At 41.9% G+C, this 25,035-nt stretch carries 22 protein-coding genes; 16 read left to right on the plus strand and 6 right to left on the minus strand.

Annotated features, from left to right (window positions below; all coding sequences use genetic code 11):
* Nucleotides 1-15: 15 nt before the first annotated feature.
* Together BLR84_RS15050 and BLR84_RS15055 are read left to right on the plus strand one after the other, a co-directional pair.
* Entirely contained in the window at nt 16-1,221 is a 1,206-nt protein-coding gene (locus tag BLR84_RS15050; protein ID WP_143013915.1) for a hypothetical protein, read from the plus strand.
* Entirely contained in the window at nt 1,221-1,613 is a 393-nt protein-coding gene (locus BLR84_RS15055) for a hypothetical protein (RefSeq protein ID WP_090469588.1), read from the plus strand. The genes BLR84_RS15050 and BLR84_RS15055 overlap by 1 nt, the downstream gene beginning before the upstream one ends.
* Nucleotides 1,614-1,617: 4 nt before the next feature.
* On the opposite strand, the gene BLR84_RS15060 is transcribed toward BLR84_RS15055, so the two are convergent.
* Entirely contained in the window at nt 1,618-2,331 is a 714-nt protein-coding gene (locus BLR84_RS15060) for a hypothetical protein (protein ID WP_090469591.1), read from the minus strand.
* Between the two features lie 61 nt (nt 2,332-2,392).
* Complete coding sequence (locus BLR84_RS15065) at nt 2,393-3,715, minus strand: hypothetical protein (RefSeq protein WP_090469593.1); 1,323 nt, start codon at nt 3,713-3,715, stop codon at nt 2,393-2,395.
* 370 nt (nt 3,716-4,085) lie between these two features.
* Between BLR84_RS15065 and BLR84_RS15070 the strand changes: the two genes are divergently transcribed.
* From BLR84_RS15070 to BLR84_RS15080, 3 genes are all read left to right on the plus strand, one after another.
* Nucleotides 4,086-4,376 carry a helix-turn-helix domain-containing protein gene (locus tag BLR84_RS15070; protein WP_090469597.1) on the plus strand — a complete coding sequence of 97 codons (291 nt, stop codon included), beginning with the start codon at nt 4,086-4,088 and terminating at the stop codon, nt 4,374-4,376.
* A gap of 103 nt (nt 4,377-4,479) precedes the next feature.
* Nucleotides 4,480-4,860: a plasmid mobilization protein gene (mobC, locus tag BLR84_RS15075; RefSeq protein ID WP_090469600.1), complete on the plus strand. Its 381-nt coding sequence runs from the start codon at nt 4,480-4,482 to the stop codon at nt 4,858-4,860.
* The gene (locus BLR84_RS15080; RefSeq protein WP_090469603.1) at nt 4,808-6,019 is read left to right on the plus strand and encodes a relaxase/mobilization nuclease domain-containing protein; all 1,212 of its coding nucleotides are present in this window, start codon (nt 4,808-4,810) and stop codon (nt 6,017-6,019) included. The genes mobC and BLR84_RS15080 overlap by 53 nt, the downstream gene beginning before the upstream one ends.
* A gap of 273 nt (nt 6,020-6,292) precedes the next feature.
* On the opposite strand, the gene BLR84_RS15085 is transcribed toward BLR84_RS15080, so the two are convergent.
* From BLR84_RS15085 to BLR84_RS15095, 3 genes are all read right to left on the minus strand, one after another.
* Nucleotides 6,293-6,739: a hypothetical protein gene (locus tag BLR84_RS15085; RefSeq protein ID WP_090469606.1), complete on the minus strand. Its 447-nt coding sequence runs from the start codon at nt 6,737-6,739 to the stop codon at nt 6,293-6,295.
* Nucleotides 6,740-6,801: 62 nt separating this feature from the next.
* The gene (locus BLR84_RS30585; protein WP_090469609.1) at nt 6,802-7,086 is read right to left on the minus strand and encodes an HNH endonuclease; all 285 of its coding nucleotides are present in this window, start codon (nt 7,084-7,086) and stop codon (nt 6,802-6,804) included.
* Nucleotides 7,087-7,812, minus strand: coding sequence for a hypothetical protein (locus tag BLR84_RS15095; RefSeq protein ID WP_090469612.1), 726 nt, complete (start codon nt 7,810-7,812; stop codon nt 7,087-7,089).
* Nucleotides 7,813-7,962: 150 nt separating this feature from the next.
* Between BLR84_RS15095 and BLR84_RS15100 the strand changes: the two genes are divergently transcribed.
* Nucleotides 7,963-8,427: a hypothetical protein gene (locus tag BLR84_RS15100; RefSeq protein WP_090469615.1), complete on the plus strand. Its 465-nt coding sequence runs from the start codon at nt 7,963-7,965 to the stop codon at nt 8,425-8,427.
* Between the two features lie 398 nt (nt 8,428-8,825).
* On the opposite strand, the gene BLR84_RS29705 is transcribed toward BLR84_RS15100, so the two are convergent.
* Nucleotides 8,826-9,035, minus strand: a complete 210-nt coding sequence (locus BLR84_RS29705; protein WP_143013916.1) for a hypothetical protein — start codon at nt 9,033-9,035, stop codon at nt 8,826-8,828.
* Nucleotides 9,036-9,315: 280 nt separating this feature from the next.
* Here BLR84_RS29705 and BLR84_RS15105 point away from each other — a divergent pair, with 280 nt between their 5' ends.
* The 10 genes from BLR84_RS15105 to BLR84_RS15150 all read left to right on the plus strand — a co-directional run bounded on the left by BLR84_RS15105 (nt 9,316) and on the right by BLR84_RS15150 (nt 25,021).
* On the plus strand, nt 9,316-9,906 hold the full coding sequence (locus BLR84_RS15105; RefSeq protein WP_090469618.1) for an RNA polymerase sigma factor: 591 nt from the start codon (nt 9,316-9,318) through the stop codon (nt 9,904-9,906).
* Between the two features lie 213 nt (nt 9,907-10,119).
* Nucleotides 10,120-11,301 carry a FecR family protein gene (locus tag BLR84_RS15110; protein ID WP_176852076.1) on the plus strand — a complete coding sequence of 394 codons (1,182 nt, stop codon included), beginning with the start codon at nt 10,120-10,122 and terminating at the stop codon, nt 11,299-11,301.
* A gap of 220 nt (nt 11,302-11,521) precedes the next feature.
* Nucleotides 11,522-15,103, plus strand: coding sequence for a TonB-dependent receptor (locus BLR84_RS15115; protein WP_090469623.1), 3,582 nt, complete (start codon nt 11,522-11,524; stop codon nt 15,101-15,103).
* A 94-nt stretch (nt 15,104-15,197) separates the two neighbouring features.
* Nucleotides 15,198-16,814, plus strand: coding sequence for a RagB/SusD family nutrient uptake outer membrane protein (locus BLR84_RS15120; RefSeq protein ID WP_176852077.1), 1,617 nt, complete (start codon nt 15,198-15,200; stop codon nt 16,812-16,814).
* A 37-nt stretch (nt 16,815-16,851) separates the two neighbouring features.
* Nucleotides 16,852-19,725, plus strand: coding sequence for a SusC/RagA family TonB-linked outer membrane protein (locus tag BLR84_RS15125; RefSeq protein WP_090469628.1), 2,874 nt, complete (start codon nt 16,852-16,854; stop codon nt 19,723-19,725).
* Between the two features lie 10 nt (nt 19,726-19,735).
* Nucleotides 19,736-21,430 carry a RagB/SusD family nutrient uptake outer membrane protein gene (locus BLR84_RS15130; protein WP_090470360.1) on the plus strand — a complete coding sequence of 565 codons (1,695 nt, stop codon included), beginning with the start codon at nt 19,736-19,738 and terminating at the stop codon, nt 21,428-21,430.
* A 28-nt stretch (nt 21,431-21,458) separates the two neighbouring features.
* A complete protein-coding gene (locus BLR84_RS15135) occupies nt 21,459-22,559 on the plus strand; it encodes a DUF5013 domain-containing protein (RefSeq protein WP_090469631.1) in 1,101 nt (366 codons plus the stop codon).
* A gap of 18 nt (nt 22,560-22,577) precedes the next feature.
* On the plus strand, nt 22,578-22,958 hold the full coding sequence (locus BLR84_RS30255; RefSeq protein ID WP_218128352.1) for a glycoside hydrolase family 16 protein: 381 nt from the start codon (nt 22,578-22,580) through the stop codon (nt 22,956-22,958).
* A gap of 384 nt (nt 22,959-23,342) precedes the next feature.
* The gene (locus BLR84_RS15145) at nt 23,343-24,218 is read left to right on the plus strand and encodes a helix-turn-helix domain-containing protein (protein WP_090469634.1); all 876 of its coding nucleotides are present in this window, start codon (nt 23,343-23,345) and stop codon (nt 24,216-24,218) included.
* A 65-nt stretch (nt 24,219-24,283) separates the two neighbouring features.
* Nucleotides 24,284-25,021, plus strand: a complete 738-nt coding sequence (locus BLR84_RS15150; protein ID WP_090469637.1) for an SDR family oxidoreductase — start codon at nt 24,284-24,286, stop codon at nt 25,019-25,021.
* The last annotated feature ends 14 nt before the right edge of the window (nt 25,022-25,035 follow it).

The following is a 25,035-nucleotide window of genomic DNA, read 5'->3' on the forward strand; positions in this document are numbered from 1 at the left end:
ATTCGTGTTTCTGACTTGAAAAGTATATTTATGACTAGAAAAAACTCCCTTACTGAGCTTTACGACCAGTTAAAAAAGTTCCATTTGTCCGACGGACTGTATGTGATTGGTGCCGTGAATGCGGCATTGAAATATGGCACCCTTAAACCGGACAGAAAGAATATTCCGGACTGGATATGGGGTTGGTTACAGGCCAGGGGAAGAAGTGAGCAGGATAGGCGATCATTATCTATTTCGCTCTCCAGGATGGCACGTTTCCTGCTTCTTTCTTCTGCAAATGATTATAAAGGGATCTTTCTTGATTTAAACAATCCAGCGGTTCATAAAGCTTACAATCAGGTGGTAAATTTGGAAGAACTGGATGAGTCTTTAGGGGAAGATACACTAAGCAAGTTTTCCCTGTATTTCAACAGAATAGGACAAATTCAATTTCCGTTACAGGCCAGTAAAAAGACTATAATTGGCAGAGGTTTCTTGTTGTTCCATAAGCTGGTTCTTGCTACTCCAACAGATTATGATTTTGATAAGAAGTTTAAAGAGTATTTTGGACTGACCCTTATTGAGTTCATGTCAACCGGCTTTGCCATGTGGATTTTGACAAACGGCACGCTGGACTACGAAATAAAAAATGAAATAAAAGAACTGAAACATGTCATAACACTGGAAACGCAACGGATATTCCTGTCATTGTCTTGCGGGACACCACAGCGTTATCGGGAATTTGTACGGGGAGCAGATTGGAAAACCCCTCACAAGCTTAAAGATATGTATGCGCTTGAACCCTTAACAATTATGCCCGCTGTCAAGGTAGAAAAATCGTCAAAATTGTCTTCCACAACTTATGTGGTGCCTCAAGCTAAATATTTACTCGACAGGGCAAGTTCGGGTATATTCTATCTGTTAGGGGATAAAGAAAAGGAATTGGCCGAAAGTGAAGGTAAAAAAGGTAAAAATCCCTTTAGAAATGCTTTTGGAATGGTGTATCGTGCCTATGTGGGTGAGCATTTGTCGATACCTGGCAGGCATGAGTTCATTGATCTTGACAACGACTTTGTACAAACCGACGGAAAACTACCGGACTTTGCAATTGTACAAGAAGATATATGCATCTTATTTGAGGTAAAAACCTCCTTGCTTAATATTGATGCCCGGACATATTTTGAAAAACAAACAATGGAAAAGGAAGTGAAAGCCGGCAATATCCAAAAGGCAATCAATTAATGGATTTTAAGCAGAAAATACTATCGGGGCAAATCAATGATGCCAGATTTTCAAAAATCACCGCAGTGGTCGGTGTTATTGTTGGTTACGAAGATATTTTTTCTATTAATTCAACCCTGTTACCAATGCTCGACAAGCTCAATGGTTCGGTTGTAGACGACCTGCAATTTGCTTCAATATCGGACATTGAAGCTATAGGCAGTGCTATTGATCAGAAATTAAACATCATCGAACTGCTACAAAAAAAGGTTGCAAGTCCTGCCGAACGACAATGGTCGATAGCTACCCTATTCCATAAAGATATGGATCATAGAAATTCGGTATTGGATCAAGCCTTTGATGAATTTATTATAAAAATGGGCGTCCCTGGTTTTGCAGGGAAATCAGTTTAAAAACTTAGCCAAACCGTTTCCCATTCATCCAAGGCTTTAGAGCGGCATAAAAATCTGCGTTAATCTCTCTATACTCGCTTATCGGATCAGCGGTAAAATCATATCTGGCCCATCGAAGAAAATAATTTTCCAATATCTGATACAATTGGGAATCGATTTTTCTTAACTGCTGTAGTTCATTATTGTAGTTGAATGTTGAGTTCGGATCACATTTGAACGCGAAACATTTACCAATAAAGTTTCTGATAGCCGAAAGATTATATAAAGCGCCCTGTTTATAATATCTGGCAATCTGGCTGAGGAAACCATGCTCTGTTTTAAATTCGTGATAATCCAGCAGAAACATACTCCTGTCAAAACCCATTTCCAGATAGAGCGGTAACATCAGCGTATGAGCAATGCTGTTGGTAATATGTTCAGCTAACGGAAGATCAAAAAGTTGCTTTAGGATATTGCTCTGCCACATTGTATTCTTGAAATTTCCGCCGATGTATGCTTCGTGATAGTCAATATATGCGTGTAACAACTCGTGGGTGAACATATCTGCTGAATAAACGCCAATAGGAATATAAAATGTGATCGAGTTTCCTATCGTATATACTGAATGCTCGCCGTTATAGGACGGTTCAAAACTAAGTTCAAATTTGGACTGGACTTTTTTGAAAATATCCTCGTTTCTATGATCAATAAGCCTGTTATGGTCAATTATGCTATCCATATTATAATATCTTAGATGAAAGTAAGTAATACTTCTTACTTATAGGTATATAAGTTGGTAACTATAAACGATGCCTAATATGAGTAATCGTGAAATCCACACTGTACCCTTTTGTTTGGTTTGTCCATAAGTCTTTTTTTACAGATAGTTTAGCCAAAGTATTGTTGCTCACGGTATTTTTTGCTTTAATTATCGCTTCCTTGATTTTTCCCGGTAAATGCTCCCCAAATACATTTTGATAAAGCATCTCCGAACATTGTAGTAATTGCATCAGGGATAATGAGTTGTCGACAGTTCCATTATACACCTTTAGCCCGAGATGGAGTTCTGTTGCTACTAATTGTTCACCAAGCACCATATAGGTTATGGTATCCGAAAATATGGGGTCATCAGTTAATTTAAAAGGAAAGGAAATTGCACAAAATTCCTCGTCCATAATATTTCTGTAGTCAGGCGTTTCTATTCCCCTTGAAACTAGTAAATCTTTAACTTGATAGGGTGACCATCCAAGCCCCTCGTTTACCGTGTGAGGGTTTTGCTCTGCATCTTGCAGGGTTTTAACTAACGTTATGGCCTCACCGACTTCTTCACGGGTTTGAAGATTCTTGCTAAAAACCATTCTTTTCCATCGCTCCATTCCTTCAAGATCGCCATGAAACCGGAGCATAGCTTTAAACATGGCGTACTTGTAAACACCAGGCAGTCGGAACTGCCTCTTTAAAGCCACGAAAGCTGTTTCGTAATGGGTAAACATGGCTATTCCATATAACAAAGGCACGAACATCAACGATAAGAACAGCGGCATAACAAACTGTATTAAGGTCGACCTGTTGAGATAGTCGGTATAATGATAGAACAAATGGACAATGACAGCGGCTAAGGAGATCAGGCCCAAGAAAATAAACACGCCGTTCATCAGTTTATGTACCTGCCTGTGCTCTGGTTTTCTTTCGCTGAAAGCTAGCATTCCACCTATGAATACAGCGATAGGAACCATCAAGATTTCAATCCACCAGTTAAATGTATACAGGCCGAAAATGTATTCAAAAATGACCGAAAAAGCCACCAGGGGACGTACTACCTGCTTCACAAACTTTTTAAAGCTATTGATCTTAGTGGCATTATACATCAATGGCAAGGCAACGAACAGGAACCACATTACGGTATCTTTAACCAGCGAGGCATCCCACACCTTACCTTTGTAAAGTATCCAAACGCATAGAAAAAGATAAGTCAACGCAATCAGATAAACGTAAATAAATTGTTTACAGAATAACGCTTTTATCAAATCGGTAATAGATGACCGATTTTTTCCGGAGAAAAGAAGGATTATTAAAAGTAAGGTTCCCCATATTATATAGGCGATCTCCCGTGTATTGAACATAAATGCAGTTTTACTTATTCATCAAAGATAAGTAAACCACCCACTGTTTAAACTAAAAATTTTAGCAAAAAGTTATAAATTAGATTATTAATAATTGGTAACGAAAGATCCGTTTTGATATTACCTCAACTCTCTTTTAGAAACATATTATTTTCGCAAGTATAAATACATGATATAGGTCTCGATGGTTAAGTATAATACTAATTAATTTACTCCGACTCGGATAAACTCGGAGTAATTTCCCACTCACCTCACTCAATTTTGTACTGAAGCAACGCATCTGAAATAATTGGTGCTTATAGTTAAGCTCATGTCAACACAGATGTTATCAATCGCTATTAAAAAATTGGATTAACAAAATTGAAAAGCTATGGCAGCAGAAATTATCACCAAGGAGGATTTACAAGAGTTCGGAGAAAAACTGTTAAACCAGATGAAGGCATTAATAGGTGCTGGCTCGACAGATGAACCAAGGAAGTTTATCAAGAGCTACCAAGTCAAGAATCTATTGAAAATCTCCAACAACACCCTGCAAACATTACGGGATAATGGTACAATCCCATTCACCAAGATCGGAGGTATTCTCTATTATAATTACGAGGATATCATGAAAGTCTTAAAGGGAGAAGTCAAGAGCAAACGAATCAGCTTTAGTAAATAAAACTGTCTTTACCATATGGAGCAAGCCATGTTTTCGCTACGCTTAAACGGCTTGCTCCTTCGGAGACAAGAGCGATTTTGCACTTCGTTTAAAATCAAAGATCATGGGAAGACCACTGGTAAATGAAGAAGACAAAAGGGTTGTACAGGTCAATATCCGGTTAACTACCAGCGAGAACGAACGAGTATTAACCTATGCCGAAGCCTCGGCGATGACACCCGCCAATTGGATACGGCAGAAGATTTTTACAGGAAAATTCCCGCAGGTCAAAGTATCGCCGGTCACTGCCGCGATGTACCGTGAACTGCATCAGATCGGTGTCAATCTCAACCAGGTGACCAGGCAGATGAACGCGGGCAAACAGCCCAATTTCGTTGGAGTTATCGCAGAACTGGCCAAACAGCAAAGGGACATACTTAAATTATTGATCCATGACAGCAGACCAGGTGAAAGGCAAAGGATTCAGGGGAGCACTGAATTATAACCTGGAGAAAGTAAGCCAGGGTAAAGCGGAAATACTGGACACTTCTTTTACTGGAGTAAACGAAAAGTCCATTATGGAAGAAGTGAGGATGGTCAGGATGCTGCGTCCCAATCTGGCCAAATATTTTTATCATACCTCCCTGAACTTTCCGCCGGATGAAAATCTGGGCAATGAACAAATGAACATTATTGCAAATGAATATTTGAACAATATGGGCTTTGACCGGAACCAGTATATGATCTTCCGGCATTATGATGCTGAGCACCCACATCTGCACCTGCTGGTTAACCGTATCGGCTATGACGGCAGTTTGGTATCCGATAGCAAAGACTATCAGCGCAGTGAAGCCATTTTAAGGAAGCTCGAAAAGCAATACGATTTAACAGAGGTCATTTCCAGTAAACAGGCACAGGAAAGAGCGATGACCAAGAACGAACTGGAAATGATGAAACGCACCGACGCTCCCTCTACTAAAATGAAATTACAGGTCTTGCTCAAAGAAGTGCTGAGTAAGCAACCAGCCACAGAACAGTTCATCAGCCAACTGGAAGCAAAAGGCATCGATGTACGATTCAACCAGGCCAGTACCGGCTTCGTGAGTGGTATTTCTTATGGTTTTGAAGGCATGCAGTTCAAGGGACAACATTTAGGTAATGCTTACAAATGGTCATCGGTAAAAAACAGTATCAGTTATGAACAAGAAAGAGATCGCGCAGCAGTTCACCAGGCAAACCTTAGAACAGCAGCCGGGCAAAGTGCAACCGGAGCCGATACCGATGGAAGAACCATCAAGATTGCACAAAGACATAGAAGAGGCCAGAAAACTGCTGATGGAGATCCGCTTACTGAATCTCAAGGCCCAGGACGACTACAGGAACGGATCAGCAAAGCGGATAACAGACACAAATTATCAGCTACAGCAACTGGAAACACTGGCAACGGGAATCGCCTTTCAGATCAAAATGACGGTGGTCAGTACGGAACAAATAAGACAAGACAACAACAGGATCGGCAGCAGGTGGCTGATCAGGGTGTACCTGATCGCGGTTTTATCAGCGATCTGCTCGGCACTGACCACTCTAATAGTGATATGGCTGATCCGGCACTAACACCAAACCGGCGCAGGAAGCGAAAAAAGAAACGCGGGTTATCCATGTAATGGCTATTGCTGTAAATGAATAAAACTGCAATTGTAGAATTATAGAAATCTATAAATGTAGAAATACAGAGATTTATAGCAATGTTCTTGTTTAGTCTTGAATAATCATTGCAGTTTGGGGGCATTGTCCGGGCCTAGTGAAACTCAGCAAGATAAAATCATCGAAGAAATCAATAAAAATCGGGATACACAGTGTAAATCAAAGGCCGGAGTTGCTATCTTCAATGATTGGCGGCTCGATCAAAAGTAAAATCCAAATTACACAGTATGAAACTACACGTCCCAATGCGACCCCTTGAATTCCATAAAATTGCAGGCGAAATCAACATCCTTGAATTCCTTGATTAGCTTTATTCCCCTATACATATCTTTCAAATGATCCTGGGCGTGCTTGATGTAGGTATGATAATTCAGGTGCCAATTTCTGTGTGTAGGTATTAAAAAGCCATGGCCGAATAGGTTAAACATGTAAAATTCATAATCGGAAATGTTTTGCAGTTGCGGTTGGGAGAAGTTAAGCCTTGGAGCTATAAATTCATCTTCTGAGTAAAATAATACAGGCAATTTCGGGACCAGGTAGAAAATAGGATAATCTCCCAGTCCATAGCGAGCGTATTCCCGGATAAAATTATACCGCTCATCCATTCCGGCCCCAACCTGGCGATGGTATTCTTCCAGAAAAATTTTAAATAACCCTCTCTTAAATTGTTCGGCTATCATTGCCTGGAAACCTGGTTTGATAGAGTAAAGCTGCTTAAAAGAGAATGTTTTATTGGTCGTATTTAATTTGAAAATACCGATTTAAATCGCGCATAGTAATTTGATTTACGTTGGGGGTTGCTAAACACCATGTTTCGGGTTAACTCAAATGCTTCCCGTAAAACTACCTCTATAGCTACTCTTTGATAACCGGGACTACCAAAATAATGATTGCATGTATCACAGACATCTGCGCAGATAAACTTCCCTCCTAGGGCTTGCGGGATAGTGTGGGCTTTTTTAATAAATGTGATAGCCGATACGGCTGAATTTAGCTGACACCACAAACAAGTGTTGTTTTCTTCCATTTACTGATTATGATCGTCGGCTGATGCAAAAAACTCGGTTTTGCCTTTATATGCTACCAAAGCCTGTATTTTTTCCGTGATGGTATCTTTTTGGTGCGGGTAGAGTTCGAAGGCTTCAGAGAGGGAACTCAGCGGTATTTTAAGTTTACCGGCATAATAAGAATCGAGTTTAAGCTGAAACAGGTAGCGTGTTTCCTCATTCAAATTGGAAAGTTGTATCCTTTTTTCAATAAGATTAAAGGTGTCAATGATTACGGCAAGCTGCCCGGCTTCATACCAGACCTTAAAGGAATGTCCCTGTGTATTCCCGAACTGCTCGATATTATAATCATAGCGGAACCCGCGGGCAAAATCATTCAGGGCTTCGAGGCCCGTGTATTTTTCAACTACAGTTCCTCGCGTCTGCTTAATATAAAACCGATCCAGTTCACTGTCCATTTGATTGATCAGTAAAAATATAATATCGCTTTCATTTTTTAAACGCTGTTCGGTGTTTGATTCTGTCTGCCGTGTCAAGGTGATATATAGCAGATAACTGGTAAATATAGTCAAAACCGGGGCGGTAATTCCTCCAATGGTGCTTCCGATGTTCGCAGTTTGCTGCGTGGAAAAATCAAAAAAAGGGATCACTGCCGGAGATAAGGCAAGTATCAGGGTACAAAATGAGATTAACGTTAGTACAGACAGAATAACCAGCAGTGATTTACTATCATGATTTTTTAGCATAAATGATCAGATTTCAGATATCATAAAATAAGAAGCAAATAAATAAGAATTCATAAGCTATGCTTTATGTTTTAGTATATAAAGGTATCGCATTTCTTGTATCTTAGCTTACCTTGTTACTCAAATAAATAACTTTGATTACAAGCAAAGATGAATAAAACAATTATCGCAGTTTATGGGCGGGGAGCAGAAGGAAAGTCTTCAACTATCAAATTGGCTTTTCAATTATTAACGACTAAGTACCCGCACGTTAAATTTGACGCTAGCTTAGAGCTTTCAGGAGATATCCTTACTACGATAGAATTTAATGGGGTCAAGATTGGTTTTGAAAGTCAGGGTGATCCTGGCTCTCGCGTTATTTCTGGAGACACCCTCCGGCAGCTTGCAGACAGCAAATTTGGAGATGACATAGGTAACTGTGATATTATTATTTGCGCGACACGAACTGAGGGCGCAACAGTCAAAAAAGTTGATGAAATCGCCGATGCCTATGATTACCATACCTTATGGATCAGTAGTTTGTATTCGCCATCCTTAGATCATCAGGTATTGAATGAAAAGGCTGCTGCCAACTTAATGGATATCATAACATCTATTATGCTTGGACAATTGTAGATTCCATCTTTTTTTGTAGAAAATAATAACAGCCTTCAAATAATTGAAGGCCGTTTAAAAATTTCTACATAGGATATTTTGTACTCCCGACGATACAAATTTCGAACCGTTTTTTGGAAGATTTGCAAGTTTTATTGCGCTTAAGTGCATGAAACGGATTTTTTGTATAAGGTGACGGGAAACTTATCGAACCGTTCAACCGCTATTTGGAAATTATATGCTTAGTTAATTTTCCCTTATGGGCATTCACGTTGAATGTCCATTTAAGAAGCCTGTAATAAAATAGATATTTATTTTAATTAATTCTATCACCGATCTGCATTTTCATTTCTCCATCGATTACAAAAATAAATTCCTCACCTTCATGTGATAACAGGTGCGATTTTACTTCCCCCTTTTTAGCTACAAAAAGAAAAAGCTGCATTTTTTCCATGGTATCCTGAGGCATATGGAAAAATTGAATAGCCTTTCTCTGTAGGCATTAACTTTTGCTCAGCTTCACTTCTGGAGGTAATTATAGCTTTCGCCCAACCATCGTTTTCCATTAAACTAGAAATAGTTGTTCCCAGATTTTGCGCGATCTTAACTAGGGGGGCTACAGAAGGCATAGTTTTACTCGTTTCAATTTACCCCCCCCCCCAATTCCATAATATAAAGCGGGCAGAATTCGGCTATTATATGATAATATACTGTCATTTATTATATACCTTTTGCTTTATTTTTAGCACTTAGGCAAAAACAGGATCTCTGCAAATCCTATTGATGCTCTTTTTGCTAAAGGCCATATATAATCTTAGTTTGTTATTTTCTATCGATAATCATGAGTTTGTGTATAAAATAATAGCCTAAATATTTTACTGTTGAATAAGTTAAGCCGTTTTTTTCGTGATGAGCACAGTACACCTTAATGATAACGACTTGGTTGTTGCGTTGCGAAATGATGACGTAAAAGCTTTTGAACAATTGTATTTAAAATACCGGACGGCCATTTATAAAAATATTTTAAAACTTTTAAAGGACCCTGACGAATCGAGAAATGTGATGCAGGATGTCTTTGTGTCTTTATGGGAAAAACGGATGACACTCGATCCCTTAAAACAGGTATCCGGCTGGCTGTTTGGCGTGAGCTATAACAAGTCAATTACCCGTATAAAGAAAATGCTGAAAGAATCGTCAATGTTTAAACATATTGAAAATGACCTGTTTTGCGGCGACGAACAATATGCTTATTTAAAAGAGGCAAAATTAAAACTACTTGATGAAGCCTTTTTAAACCTGTCACCCCAGAAACAACGCGTTTTTGAATTATGTAAATTGCAGGGTAAAACATGCGAGGAAACTGCAATTGAACTTAAGATTTCAAAATACACGGTAAAGGAATATTTAGCTGCTGCTGTTAAAAACATTAAGGAATACATTGAAAGGCACCCAATTGATCATTTATTGTATATTTTTTTGACTTTGGTTCTGCTCGGTTGAGCGTTCAACTCCCCGCACTTTGTCGCCCGCAAATCCCCCCCCCCCCTAAAAAAATGGTACTAAAATTCTAAAGAAAATATTTTAAAAATACTTTCATTTAGTACCCCCTCCTTTTACAGGTTTTGAGTATTTAGGGTATAAACCGTGTCTTACCATTTAAATAGTGCTGGTAGCGCTGCAACGTATTTGGGTATGCAATATCGGATAACTTTAATGAACGACACAGACAAAAAGCTTTTAGAGCTGCTTCATAAGCATAAGTTATCACTTGATGATAAGCAATGGTTATTGGATTACATTGAAAATACTGATCAAAAAGAACTGTTTCAGTTATTGGAACTAGAGTTTAATAGGTCCATTAATGACCCTAGCCACGCGAATGTAGAGTTTTCAGCCGAAATATTGACCGCTATTTATACAAGGGCCGGCATCCAGGCACCTGATAAGCCTAAATTAAAACACTTATGGCCTAGGCGACTTGCTATTGCGGGTACCTGCGCATGCTTATTTGGGGCTTTCTTTTTTTGGCGGCTTACCAGCAACAAGCATCCCGGCGCTCAGCAAAAGGCTTGCGCAGCACATGTTTTTAAAAATGATGTTGGGCCGGGAAGCAATAAGGCGGTTCTCACCCTCTCGAACGGGAAAAAGGTAATACTGGATTCCGCCAGGAACGGGTTGATTGCCAACCAGGGCAGTAGCCTGGTTATGAAAGCCAAAAATGGTGAAGTGGTTTATGATCCCGCCGCCCAAAACCAGCCCCAACTGGTCTTTAATACCATTGCCACACCTCGCGGCGGCCATTTCCTGGTTGTACTGCCCGATGGCAGCCGGGTTTGGTTAAACGCCGCATCAAGCATCCGCTTTCCCACCTGCTTCAGCGGCAATGAACGGAGCGTTGAAGTTATAGGTGAAGCTTATTTTGAAGTGACCAGAAATAAAGAAAAACCATTTATAGTAAAACTTAACAACTCGGCGATCAGGGTTTTAGGGACTCACTTTAATGTTAATGCCTATGCCGACGAAGCAAGTATCAAAACAACGCTGCTTGAAGGGGCCATACAGTTTACTGCCGGAAAGTCACAATACCTGCTTAAACCAGGCCAGCAAGCAGAGTTGAATAAGGCCGGGGTAATAAAAGTTATACCTGATGCTGATGTTGAAAGTGCTGTGGCATGGAAAAATGGGATACTTCATTTTGAAGATGTGGATATTCACTTTGTGATGAGGCAATTATCAAGATGGTATGATATTGATGTGGTTTATCATACAAAAACCAGCGATCACTTTTTTGTGGAACTCCCCGCCGGATCAAAACTATCGGACGTATTGAAAATGATTGAATTAACCGGGCGCGTCAGGTTTGATATTGAAGGAAAAATAGTAACTGTAAACTGATGATGAACCCTACTTAACAAAAATAACTAACCCCAATATAAACCCAAATCTGAAGATATGAAGAGAAATTTATAAACCCTGTACGGCTGATTATCTTTTCAGCGAATTAATTTGATGCCAAAAAAACCGAAAGCGTTGCAAGCACTTCCGGTTAAGTCCGGGCTATTCAAATATCGAATTGACATATACCATATTACAAACGCCCAAACTATTCAAAATTATGGAAATTATTCCTAAATGCGCCCGCATGCTTTCGCGGCATGGCCATATTCTGAAAAAAATAATCATCATGAAGCTCACCGTTATATTCTTTATAGCCCTTTGTCTCAATGCTTCTGCAAAAATTTATGCGCAAAATGTCAATTTAAGCGAAAACAATATGTCTTTGCAATCAATTTTTAAGAAGATCACCAAGCAAACCGAATACAGGTTTTTATATACCCGTGAACTTTTAAAAGGGACAAACAGCGTAAATATCAACGTTACCAATAAACCTTTGAAAGATGTACTAAAGCAAATATTTGCTGATCAGCCAATTACCTATGTAGTATACGATAAGGTAGTGGTCATAAAGGATAAGGGTACAGAAAGCCCCACCACCGGCCGAATTGAAAGAGTGATCACCGGGCAAGTTGTCGACGAGCGGGGGGGACCATTGCCTGGCGTCACTGTAAATGAAAAAAACACCCACAACACAACCGTAACCGAAAAGGAAGGAAATTACAAACTTACCGTCAACGAGCAGGCCATACTTGTTTTTTCCTATGTAGGTTTCAAACCGCAGGAAATTCAAGTTGGTGTAAGCGGGTCACTTAATGTGCAGCTTCAGCCAAGCATGGGCGCTTTAAATGAAGTTGTTGTGGTAGGCTATGGTAAACAAAAACAAACCACCATTACGGGCGCTGTTAGCGTAGTATCTGGTAAGGACCTAACACAGACCCCCCTCTCCAACGTAACCAATATGCTGGTTGGGCGTACCTCGGGTATTAGTGCGGTGCAATCCAGCGGCGAACCTGGCATGAACGCGGCAAGCATACGGATACGTGGCATTGCTACCTTAAACGGTTCAGATCCTCTTATCGTAATAGATGGTATCCAGCAACCGGCCGAGCAACCTTATACCGTACTTAATGCCATGGATGCTTACGAGATAGAGACTATCAGCATACTTAAAGACGCCTCCGCAACGGCCGTTTATGGCATAAGAGGTGCAAATGGTGTTATCATCATTACGACTAAACGAGGAAAAATAAACGGTTTACAATTAAGCTTCACAGCAAACCAAGGCTTTACAAAAGCCGCGTCACTTTTTCAAACGGTAAACTCCGCTCAATTTGCCCAACTACGCAACGAAGCTGTCGGAAACGCTCAGGCATTCGGCGACCATACTTATGATCAACTGCTTTTCACCAATGATGAAATATGGAAGTTCCAGAATAACCGAGACTATACTCCAGCGGAGGTCAACGCCATGGGAGCCCTATCAGCGGCACAGAAAACAGCACTTTTAAACAGCCCTGCCTTGTATTACACCAGTCATAACTATTATCATGACCAGTTTGACGGGCTTGGCCGCCAGCAGCAATATAATTTGAATGTTTCCGGCGGTACCGATAAAGTAAAATACTTCAATTCGCTGGGCTATTTTCAGCAAAATGGCATTCTGTCCAATTCATCTTTCGGCGGTGCTAATGTAAACCCGAAGTACACTCGTTTTAATTTCCGCTCAAATTTTGACATAAACGTCGCTAAGAATTTCCAGTTGACTTTCAATATTGCAGCGCAATCATCCATCAATCAGGTTCCGGGAGCCAATAACAGTGCAAGTGATTTCGGTAACCGGTATCAGAATATCATTCAAAACATTCTCGAAAACAGCCCTTTCAGCGGCCCGGGCATCGTTAACGGGCATCTGGTAACCAGTTTTGTCGGCCTGCCTGGTGATGCGACCAACCCGCTGGGGGCAAAAGGAGGCAGCGGTTACACCCCGCTTACGCAACTGCTTACCGCTGGCACTATAACCATGTACGGTACAAATCTGACAAGCAACCTAACGCTAAAACATACCATGAATTACCTTGCTGAAGGTCTGGAAGCGCATGCGACTATTTCTTATGATGATAGTTACAACAAGGGGTTTGCCCGAATAAACAGCATACCGCAATACAGCGCCATGCGTGATCCATCTGATCCAAGCAATATTGTGTTTATGGGTGGCCAGGTAAACACTGCTTATACAGCAGATAATATAGGCAATAGCTCTTGGCGCAAGGTTTACGCGGAGGCGGGCATCAATTATAACCACAACTTCAGTGGCCATAGTGTCAGCGCCCTGTTGTTAGGTAATGCACAGCGTTATACGTCTAATAGTATGTCTTACAATGCGCCGTCCGGTCTGATGGGCGTAGTAGGCCGTGTTACTTATAATTATAACGAGCGCTACCTTTTAGAGAGTAACCTAGCCTATAACGGCACAGAACAATTTGCGCCTGGCCATCGGTTTGGCCTTTTTCCGGCCGTATCGGCTGGATGGATCGTATCGAACGAGCCCTACTTCCCGAAAAACAACTGGCTCACCCTGGTTAAGTTCCGGGGCTCGTACGGCGAGGTGGGAAACGATCAGTTGAACAACCGCCGTTACCTGTATCTCCCTAATACATGGGGATACACAGGTTACGGTTACTATTTCGGCAACGCCGACGGCTCAAGCGCAAACCCGTATTATTCTCCTGCCAAAGAGACGGCGCTGGGTAACCCTATGGTAACATGGGAACGCGCTAAAAAAACCAACCTTTCTGCAGATTTTCAATTTTTTAAAAGCCGACTGTCTGTAACATCGTCATTGTTTTGGGAAACCCGGAATAATATTTTAGTAACCCTGGGTATTATTCCGGGCACTTACGGTGTTGCGTCTTCCAATGTACCGCCTGCCAATGTTGGCCGGGTAAGTAACCATGGTTTCGAACTTGAGGCCGGCTGGGCCGATAAAATAGGCAAGTTTAACTACTTTGTGAAAGGTAATTTTTCGTACGCGGTTAATAAGGTCGAGTATAAAGCTGAAGCTAATTACCCGTACCCCTGGATGAACGACACAGGCTATCCTATCGGGCAATATAAGGGCTTACTTACCAATGGTTTTTACAATACGCAGCAAGAGCTCAATAACCGGCCCTATAATACCTATGGTAACAACGCAAGGCTTGGCGATTTGAAGTTTGTTGACGTAAACGGTGATGGAACTATCGACCAGAAAGATGTGGTACCTATCGGCTACCCTAATTTACCCGAAGTAGCCTATAACTGGACAGTAGGCTTTTCCTACAAAGGATTTGATCTGTCGGCATTATTTATAGGTACTGCCAAAGGTTCATTTCCGCAATTTGGTTATATCCTGAGTAGCCCTTTTGCAAAAAATGTTGGTGAAGTATTACAAACAACTTATGATGGGCATTGGACAGCTGCAAAGTATGCGGCCGGCGAAAAAATCACTTATCCGGAGATTTCTTTTAGCGGAGGCGGACCGAATAACGCGGTACTTAGTGACTTCTGGCTAAAATCAAATGACTTCACCCGATTAAAAAACCTGGAGGTGGGTTATACTTTTCCAAGCACCATGGGTTTTCTCAAAAAAGCGAAAATTAAAGGTATGCGCTTGTACCTGAATGGTAATAACCTCGTTACCTGGGGTTCTGCTCTTTTAAAAGGAATTGATCCGGAGCAAGCCGATGCAGGAAAAAACAGCATGGGTTATCTCTATCCGCTGACCAGGGTTTATAACATTGGGGCCAGCATTCAACTTTAACCGTAAACTTTTTATGAATATGAAAAATACGACATTATTTGCTGCTATTGCAGTCATAATTAGCTTAGCGTCCTGCCAAAAGGAATTTTTACAGATGCCCATCTCTAATTCCACTACCGTCGATACCGTTTTCTCGACTTCGATAAATGCCCAGGCTGCTATTGCCTCAGCTTACCAGCAAAGTCTTTCACAGGGGCTGCCTTATCAGGGTTATTGGAACTCGATGCTTCAAGACAATCTTTCCGGCGCTATGAATTATGGTTTTGCATGGACCATAGCTAATCCAATGGTGTTAAACGGTATGAGTTCGAACAGTGGCAACGAAGATATGGACGGTTTTAATTATAACTATACCGCCATCCGGCAAGATTACCTGGTCAAAGAAAATATCGGTAAGGTGAAAGACATGTCTGACGCTGATAAGGCCGTTGTCAGGGCCGAGATGCAGGCTTTAATAGCATACCGGTATGAACAAATGATGATAATGTATGGAGGCGTACCCATTGTCAGTAGAAGTTTCGCCGCTACCGATAACCTGGTTGTATCGCGGCACCCCTTGAAACAGGTACTGGATTCTATTGTTACCTGGTGCGATTATGCATCTGCCGTCGTGCCGTCACAATGGCCGTCCACATGGCGGGGCCGTATGACTAAAAGTGCAGTTATGGCAATAAAAGCTAAGGCACTATTATATGCCGCAAGACCTTTATTTAACACAGCTACGCCTTATCTCAATTTTGGTGGCAACAATAACCTGGTTTGCTTAGGCGGTAATGACCCTTCGAGATGGGATGCAGCCGCTAAAGCTTCTGAAGCCGAGATCGCTGAAGCGGAGGGCCAGGGTGGATTAGCCATTATCAATACCGGCAACCCGCTTGATGACTATGGCAAAGCCACCTCTCTTCCCGGAAACATGGAAGTGGTATTGGCTTATAAATCAGACAACTCGTCGTCAATGTACACTTTTTATAATGCACATACATGGCAGGCGTATGGCAACCTGTTGAATACAAATCAATTGAAATTTTATTATAAAAGCGACGGGACAGATGAGGTTTGGCCGAATACCACAACCGTAAAACCGTTCTCAGAATATCTGGACAATATGAACGCAATCGAGGCCCGTTTTAAAGCTTGTTTTCAGCCCTGGCAGATGGATGCCTGGAACAATCCCGGTGACAACAACTGGAGCAACCAGAGTATGTTCCAGTGGCAAAATCCAGGATGCGCCCGCATTACCAAATTTTATTATAAAGCAGGCACACGCTCATGGTTTGAGTTTCCTGTTTTCAGGCTGGCTTCCGCATACTTGAGCTCTGCTGAAGCCTACAACGAACTCGGGCAAACCCAGCTTTCACTGGACAGGCTCAATAAAATACATCTTCGTGCCGGCTTACCTGCAATTACCGAAAAGGATAAAAATCTTTTGAGGGCAATCATTCAGCGCGAGTGGATGATTGAATTTTTTGATGAGAACTATCGCCTCCACGACATCAAACACTGGAAGCTGGCCGGCATTAACAATGGGCTGATCGGTGGAAGCATTACCGCCTTTACCTACAATGGCAACACCGGAGCCAAACTTAATGGCAACACCGATTATCAGGACAAATTACTTTATCAGGCGTTTTGGGCAGATCGTGAATACCTCAACCCATTCCCCCAAACGGAAGTCAACAAAAGCATTATCGTTCAAAACCCAGGCTATTAGTTGCTTCTGATTTTATTAACCACAATTACGCGATGATATGAAAAAAACGATTAAACTAATTATATGGGCCTTTATCACTTTGCCATTGGGTACACAGTTGTTAAATGCGCAGCAGAAAAATATCTCCCCACGCGTTAGCGCGGCCGACTCGCTGAAACGAATGGGGGACGGCCACTTGTTAACTATTTCAGAAACAGAAAATGTAAAAGCGCGAGCCTCGGTCAGCGGTTCAACACTATATAAAACGCCAACCGCTAATATAACCAATACTCTTTATGGACGCTTGCCTGGCCTAACCGTGCTGCAGGGATCGGGCGAGCCGGGATATGACGCAGCCTCCTTATACATCCGTGGGCTTGGAACTTATGACAATAGTTCGCTTGTGATCTATGTAGATGGCTTTCAGACTACTTCCTCATACTTTCAGTACTTGTCGCCGGCCGAAATAGAAAGCATCACAGTTCTGAAGGACGCGGCCGCGCTGGCTAGTTTTGGAATGAAGGGGGCCAATGGCGTTTTATGGGTTGTAACGAAAAGAGGAAAAACCGGCCCTTCCAAGGTAGCAGTAAATGTAGTTAGCGGTCTGCAGCAGGCGATGCGTATTGATAAACCGCTCGGTGCCTATGATTATGCGCGCCTGTACAACCAGGCGATAAGTAACGATAACTATAGTTTAAATGGCTATCAATTTTTATGGACACCCAAATACAGCGATAAGCAATTACAAGCTTATAAAAATGGTTCCGCCACCAATGTAGAGTGGTTTGATCAGGTACTCAGGAAAAATGCCCCTTACACCGATGCTAACGTGAATTTTAACGGAGGGAACAACGCAACGAAATATATGGTGATCCTTGACTACATGAATCAGGGCGGAATATATGATATAGCAAACACGGCTGCCACATCAAACGCGCAAATACAGCGATTTAATATCCGGACAAATCTCGATCTTAATTTCTTTAAAATCTTTGAGGCGCGGATAGATCTGGGAGGTAGAATTGAAGACAGGCACTATCCAAACTACAATGGTTCGCAACTATGGCAGGACTTAGCCGGTTATCCATCAAATATATATCCCGTTCGGGACAGCCTGACTGGCCACTGGTCGGGTACGGCGCTATACCCTAATAATCCGGTCGCCACATTGCATGGATTAGGTTGGATTGGTACACATGACCGCACTTTGCAGGCAAACTTTGGTCTTAAAGAGCGGCTCGATTTCATTACCCCCGGCCTTTATTTAAAAGAGGCCGCCTCCCTAAATACCTGGACACGCAATGCGTTTAGCTATACGGCAACTTATGCTCGTTATAATAATGGCCTGCAAACTACGACCGACAAACAGGCGACTATTGTGGCCAACGGGTCATCGCCTGTTAATCAGTATGACTGGAAACAAGGAACCTTAACTGCAGGTTACGATCGTACCTTCGGCAAGCACCGGATCAGTGCCGCCGTGGAATACCTGGCCAGTAATTTTATGACCGACTATTCGACCAACAACCCTGGTTTAAATACGGGCAACAATATCTTTTATCATTATGAGAACTTAGGTTCGGCGGTTCATTATGCTTACAATGCAAAATATCTGCTGGATGTCAATGTAGGTTACAGCGGCTCAGACAGCTATGCCCCCGGCAACAGGTGGAAAGCCTATCCGGCCATTGGCGCAGGTTGGATTCTATCCGAAGAATCGTTTCTCAAGTCCTCTGTGCTTAGCTTCCTTAAATTACGAGGCTCCGTTGGTTTATCAGGAAACGATCAAACCAACAATGGCAGGTACCTGTACCAGCAATATTTTACACAGAACGGCACTTACTACACCGGCAACAACGGTTTGGCAAGTAACAACGGCACCGTGCAGGGCTACATTGCCAATCCAAACATCACCGCCGAAAAAAGCTTGAAATACGATATTGGCTTTGATATGACATTAATTCAGAAGCTATCAGTAACGGCCGATGTGTTTCTGGATAAGCGCAGCGGTATTGTTACCAGGACCAATGATCTTTTAGGTACCTTTGGCGGCTCACAGCCCTACCTTAATATTGGCAAAGTGACCAACAAAGGCTTTGAAGTAAGCGCCCGGTATGCCGATCATGCCGGTAAAATGAATTATAATTTTGGCGGGAGCGTGTCGTTTGCCAAAAACACAGTCGATTTCCAATCTGAGATCCCCACTGTCAATAAATTTTCCCAAACTACCGGGTTGGCCATCGGGACCCCTGTCGGGCTGGTTTCCACCGGCTTTTATAACATCACAGACTTCAATAGCGATGGCACGCTTAAGACGGGGCAACCCGTACCAGCGTTCGGCGCAGTGCAGCCGGGCGATATCAAATACAAGGATTTGGACGGTAACGGAAAGATAGATCAAAACGATGTAACAGTAATCGGTAAGTCGCCGTTTCCTACACTTACTTATACTTTCAACGCCGAAGTAAGTTATAGTGGTTTCGATTTTTCAGTGCAATTTCAGGGTGCATCCGGCAATAGCGTAAATTTAATTTCAGAGGCCTATTACCAAACCGTAGCTTTCGTCAATAATATCAACGTTTATCCGACAGCGCAAAATGCCTGGGCTTATTTCCCGGCACAAGGTATTGACACGCGGGCGACGGCAACTTATCCAAGGTTATCTACCCTGGCCAATAATAACAATTATCGAGCATCAAGCTTTTGGATGGTAAGCGGGGATTACCTGCGGATAAGAAATGCTGAATTCGGTTATACCTTTTCCCCGGCGCTGCTCAGAAAAATCCACACGGAGAGCCTGCGTATCTATGTCAGCGCGGTTAACCCGCTTACCTGGTCATATTTAAGGAAACATTACAATATCGACCCTGAAACAACATCCGGCTATCCTGCCTTGAAATCCTATAACCTTGGCCTGTCATTCAAATTTTAATATGATTAACATGAAAAGAAAAAATATATACGTTAAGTTGTTTTTTACAGGCATGCTTGCGGCAACTATCAGCAGTTGTAAAAAAAGCTTTCTTGATACCAAAATTGATACTTCTCAAACAGCGCAGACCCTTAATTCCAATTATAACTCACTATACGGGTTTGGCAACGCCCCATATACTTATCTGCGCAATGAGTTTGCAATTATAGATAATAATCTTTTTGCCCCCGTCTCTGACGAGGCTAAGCAAACTGCGGCAAGTTCAAACGTCATGTTGTTTAATAATGGCAGCTGGAATGCCAGCAACAACCCCGATAATAACTACGCTAATTATTACAGCGGCATCAGGGCTGCTAATTATTTCCTGGAGAATTCCGGTAATTACAAATGGTTTTTAGCCATGAACCGTGATACGATATCAGCCAGCGGGAAACTGAGCTACCATAATGATGTTCTTAATATTGCCTGGTACCGTGGTGAGGCCCATATTTTGCGGGCATGGTATTATTTTGAACTGGCGAAACGGTATGGTGGTGTACCGCTCGTCACAAAAACTTTGTCTATAACCGATAATACGAACATTGCGAAGGCATCTTATGACGATATTATCAATTTTATTACTTCCGAGGTAGACAATTTTAAAGACAGCCTCCAGGTTAACTGGAAAACCTCGTCATTTAGCAACAATGATGGGCGATTGAGCAAGGGGGCAGCACTAGCATTAAAGGCGCGCGCGCTTCTATTTGCCGCAAGCCCTTTACACAACAGCGCAAATGATGTTACACGTTGGCAAAGCGCCGCGACTGCTTTACATGACCTGGTGGCATTCGGTCAGGCCGCGGGCCAATACGCGTTAGACGGTGATTACCGCAAATACTTTTTACTTAACAATACGTTGACAAGCGCTGAAACTATCTGGGCTATCCGGTATCCGGCGAACAGCGTGTTGGAAACGCAAAATTATCCGATAACAACACAAGGAGGTGCCAGCGGCATAACGCCTTCGCAAAACCTGGTAGATGATTATGAGTATACCTCGGCACCCGATCCCCTGAACCCGTATGCCAACCGCGATCCGCGCCTGAGCTTTTCTATCGTAACCAACAACAGTACCTGGAATGGACGTATTATCAACGAGGCTTCGGGCGGCACAGATGATATGTCAATAACCAACACTAGCCGCACCGGTTATTATCTTAAAAAGTTTGTTAACGATAGCTTCAACCTCACGCAGGGGCAAACCGCGGTCCACAACTTTCCCATTTTCAGGTACGGGGAAGTGTTACTGGAATATGCCGAGGCGATGAACGAAGCTTACGGCCCGGATAATGCCAATGGTTATGCGCTAAGCGCCCGAATGGCGCTTAACATGGTGCGCAGCCGCGCTGGCGTACAAATGCCCTTGATAATTGCTGCCGGCCAGGCATCTTTCAGGACAGCAATAAAGCATGAGCGCCGTATTGAACTGGCTTTTGAAGATTACCGGTATTGGGACCTCCTGCGCTGGAAAGATGCTGTCACAGTATTAAACCAACCTATCCGGGGCGTTGCCGTGGGCAAGGATGCTTCGGGAAAGTTCACTTACAATACTAATGTCGTTGTGGAGAACCGGGTATTTGATGTGGTAAAAATGTACTATTATCCGTTTCCGCAGTCAGAGGTATCTAAGTCAAAGGGCATTCTCATCCAAAATCAAGGTTGGTAAATTATCATTAACTAAATTATAACAAGTTATGAAGTTCAATAAAACACTATGGTTACCTGTCACAGTAATCGTTTTAGCTTTGCAAATCGGCTCCTGTAAAAAGGGTGCATCGCAATTGCCTTATGGCTTTTCAATGGTCTATATGCCGCAATCCATACTCAAATCCGGCGGTGTGAATAACAATTATCCTGTGCCGTCCGGTACTGACACATCGACCTATAATTATGTGGTTGATCAGGCCAAAGGCAAGGTGAACATAATATTAGGTGTTTCTGTATCGGGTCCGGATAAAAGTGGCTATGGGGTTGATATCAAAACGAATACTGACACCATCGGCCAATTATTTACTTCGGGAGTCATTGATACAGTGAACTATAAATTAATGCCAGATGCCATGTTTACGCTGCCGTCGCACATCGATATCCCATCTGGTAAAGTAGCCGGTACCTTTTACCTGTCTATAGACCTGGCCACCATGAAAAAAGCCGAGTATGCTGGTAAAAAACTGATTTTAGCGGTGTCGGTAGCCAATCCGTCAAAATATGCCCTGAACAAGGCCTTAGCTACAACAATAGTTATTATTGATGTAGATGGACTGGTAATTGGCCCTGCCAATGATATTACTTCCAAGTATATTCAAAATCCGGGCAATAATTTCGTCGCATCCAGTATGGATGCCGGCGGCCGCTGGGGTACGCTGGCATCCTGGGCCACCAACACGGCTATCCTTAGCCATAATGGCAAGGGTGGCTATGCAACAGATGGCGACGGTATCAATATGGATTTGGAGTCGGGCTGGGGTTCCCCTCAAATTCTAAACGGCAAGGTTTACCAAACCATCACTTTGCCAGCTGGCAGTTATACTTTTGATCTCGCACCATTTGTGTGGCAGGGTACTAAAGATATCACTTACGTGGTCGTAGCTCCCAACAGCGATTCCTTACCCGACTATAGTTCGATTCCGGGAAACACGGGCATTTACTATGCGCCCTTTACGAATTCAGCGGTTTCATTTAAGTTAACGGAGTCAACAAAGGTTACTGTTGGCGTAGTCGTTAACTATACGCAGGATCAGCAAGGTTTCAAAACACATGGCGTTCACCTATATAACTATCCGAAACACCTGTAAGCTGTTTTTTAAAAGCGGATGTTTATTAAAGAAGCCGCCCTTGCCATTAGTAGGGCGGCTTCAATTAACATGATTGATATTAATGAGATGAGAAGCATGATATGGCATTGCTGTATGGTTGGTTTGGCAGCTGCAACTTCAATGGGTTACGCGCAAAACGCAATTCCGACAATTGATACGCCTAAAACCTATAAGCTGGTTTGGGCCGATGAATTTAACAATAATGGGTCGCCTGATACCACCAACTGGAAGTTTGAACAGGGATTTGTACGTAACAACGAGTTACAGTGGTACCAATCGCAGAATGCCTGGTGCAGTAACGGTTTGCTTATCATCGAAGCCCGTAAAGAACATTTGCCCAATCCCAATTATAACGCTCAAAGGATTCCACATATATGACAACCGATATTAAATGGATCAATAGTAGTATACCCTAAAAGAATCGGATCTGGGAAAGTTCTTTAAACGGATAGCATTCAAGAAAGGCAGTTAAGCTGCTATCACCGCTACGGCCAGAAAGATAGCTGTTATTCTTTACAGCATGGTCGTTAAAGGAGAAAAGTGCCAGCCTAAAACAGCCTATGTGTTTCTGGATGAAAAATCAAGGCTGTTAGCTGCAATCCGAAGGAAAATTGCTAAAATTGGGCTGGATCCAAATGAGCCTGGCATCTTTTCGCAGGAAAGATATCGCCAGAAATGAAAAAAAATAACTCAATAATCAGATGACTAATAAAGGTTAGTCAGAATTGCAAAGAAAAACCTTATGAACTTTGAGTAGACCAGATGCAAGATAGAAACGAAAAATTCGAGAGCTTAAAGAACGACAAGCTGAGTATAAAGATTATCTCAAACAACAATCCTTATCTTTCTGATGATATTCAGAAAAAGCTTTTACAACCTCGTCGGCTGACTTCTTATTTTATAATGCTGATTGACAGCGGCTCTATTACTTACAATCTGGATTTACAAGACATCACTCTTACTGACGGGCATTTGCTTTTTGCAATGCCTAATCAAGTTTTTACGCCCCCGCCTAAAACTGCTGGTCTTAAATATTTTAAAGTATTATTTGATGAAAACACCTTGGCATTGTTACCACAACAATTTCCTTTTTTAGTTAATCCTTTAAACTCACAGACTATAATTTTTGACAATGCCACAAGAGAGAGAGTAATGAAGGTTTTTGAAATTTTAAATCAGATTCTTCAAATAGGCGAACATCCAACTGACACAGAAATAATATTAGCTTACTTGAACTCACTATTAACAGATTTAAATAGTGCTTATTTCAAAAACACAGAACCAATAAATATTCTAAACAACAATCTGTCAAAGTTTATTGAGTTCAAATTAATAGTGGAGACACATCTTACAGAGCAACCTTCTGTTAATGCAATAGCAGAAAAATTGGCTTTGACCACAAACAGCTTATACCGGATCGTAAAAGAATATTCGGGAGCTTCGCCTAAGGATTTTTTCACCAACCGTTTAATGATCGAAGCACAGCGAAAACTACAGTACTCTCCGCTTTCTGTAAAAGAATTAGCTTATGAATTAGGGTTTAATGATCCTGATTACTTTTCAAGATTTTTTAAAAAATGCACGGGCAAAAGCGTAAGTGAGTTTTTAGAAGCTCGGCAAGATTCGTCTAGAGAATAAATTGATTTGTCCATCCCCACGGATTTTTAGCTATTTACTTTTGCTTCACTAATTTAAATAAAAAAATGAAATCAGCATTAGTAACAGGAGCTAACAAAAGCATTGGCTTTGAAGTTGCACGGCAACTTGCTCAAAAAGGGATTTATGTTTACCTCGGCAGTCGCAATTTAGAAAGCGGTATAGCAGCCGTGGAAAAATTAATGGCAGAGGGACTAAGCAATGTAGAGGCTATCCAGCTTGACGTTACGGATGATGAATCTGTAAAAAATGCTTGTACAGAAATAGGTAAGAAAACAAAAACATTGGACATACTTATCAATAACGCTGGCATTTATGGTGGCCATCCACAGTCAGCACTTGATTCAACCATAAACCAATTCCAAACAACATATGATGCAAATGTTTTCGGGGTTGTAAGAGTTACACAGGCATTTATTGATTTATTGAAAAAATCTTCTGAACCTCGTATTGTAAATGTAAGTTCAAGTCAAGGTTCAATTACTTTGCACAGCGACCCTTCATACAAATATTACGATTACAAAGGAGCTGTTTATCTTTCTTCAAAATCAGCAATGAATATGTATACAGTTGTTTTGGCATACGAGCTTAGGGATAGCGACTTCAAAATAAACGCTGTTTGCCCAGGATATACAAAGACGGATTTTAACGGTCATAGTGGGCCAGGTAGTGTTGAAGTTGCTGGAAGGCGAATCATAAAGTATGCTTTGATTGACAAAGACGGGCCGACTGGAAAATTCTTTAGTGAAGAAAATAATCCTGAAACGGGAGAAGTGCCATGGTAATAAACACTGAACGA

It is taken from the genome of Mucilaginibacter sp. OK268, from assembly GCF_900103125.1.
In the GTDB taxonomy this organism is placed as follows: Bacteria; Bacteroidota; Bacteroidia; order Sphingobacteriales; family Sphingobacteriaceae; genus Mucilaginibacter.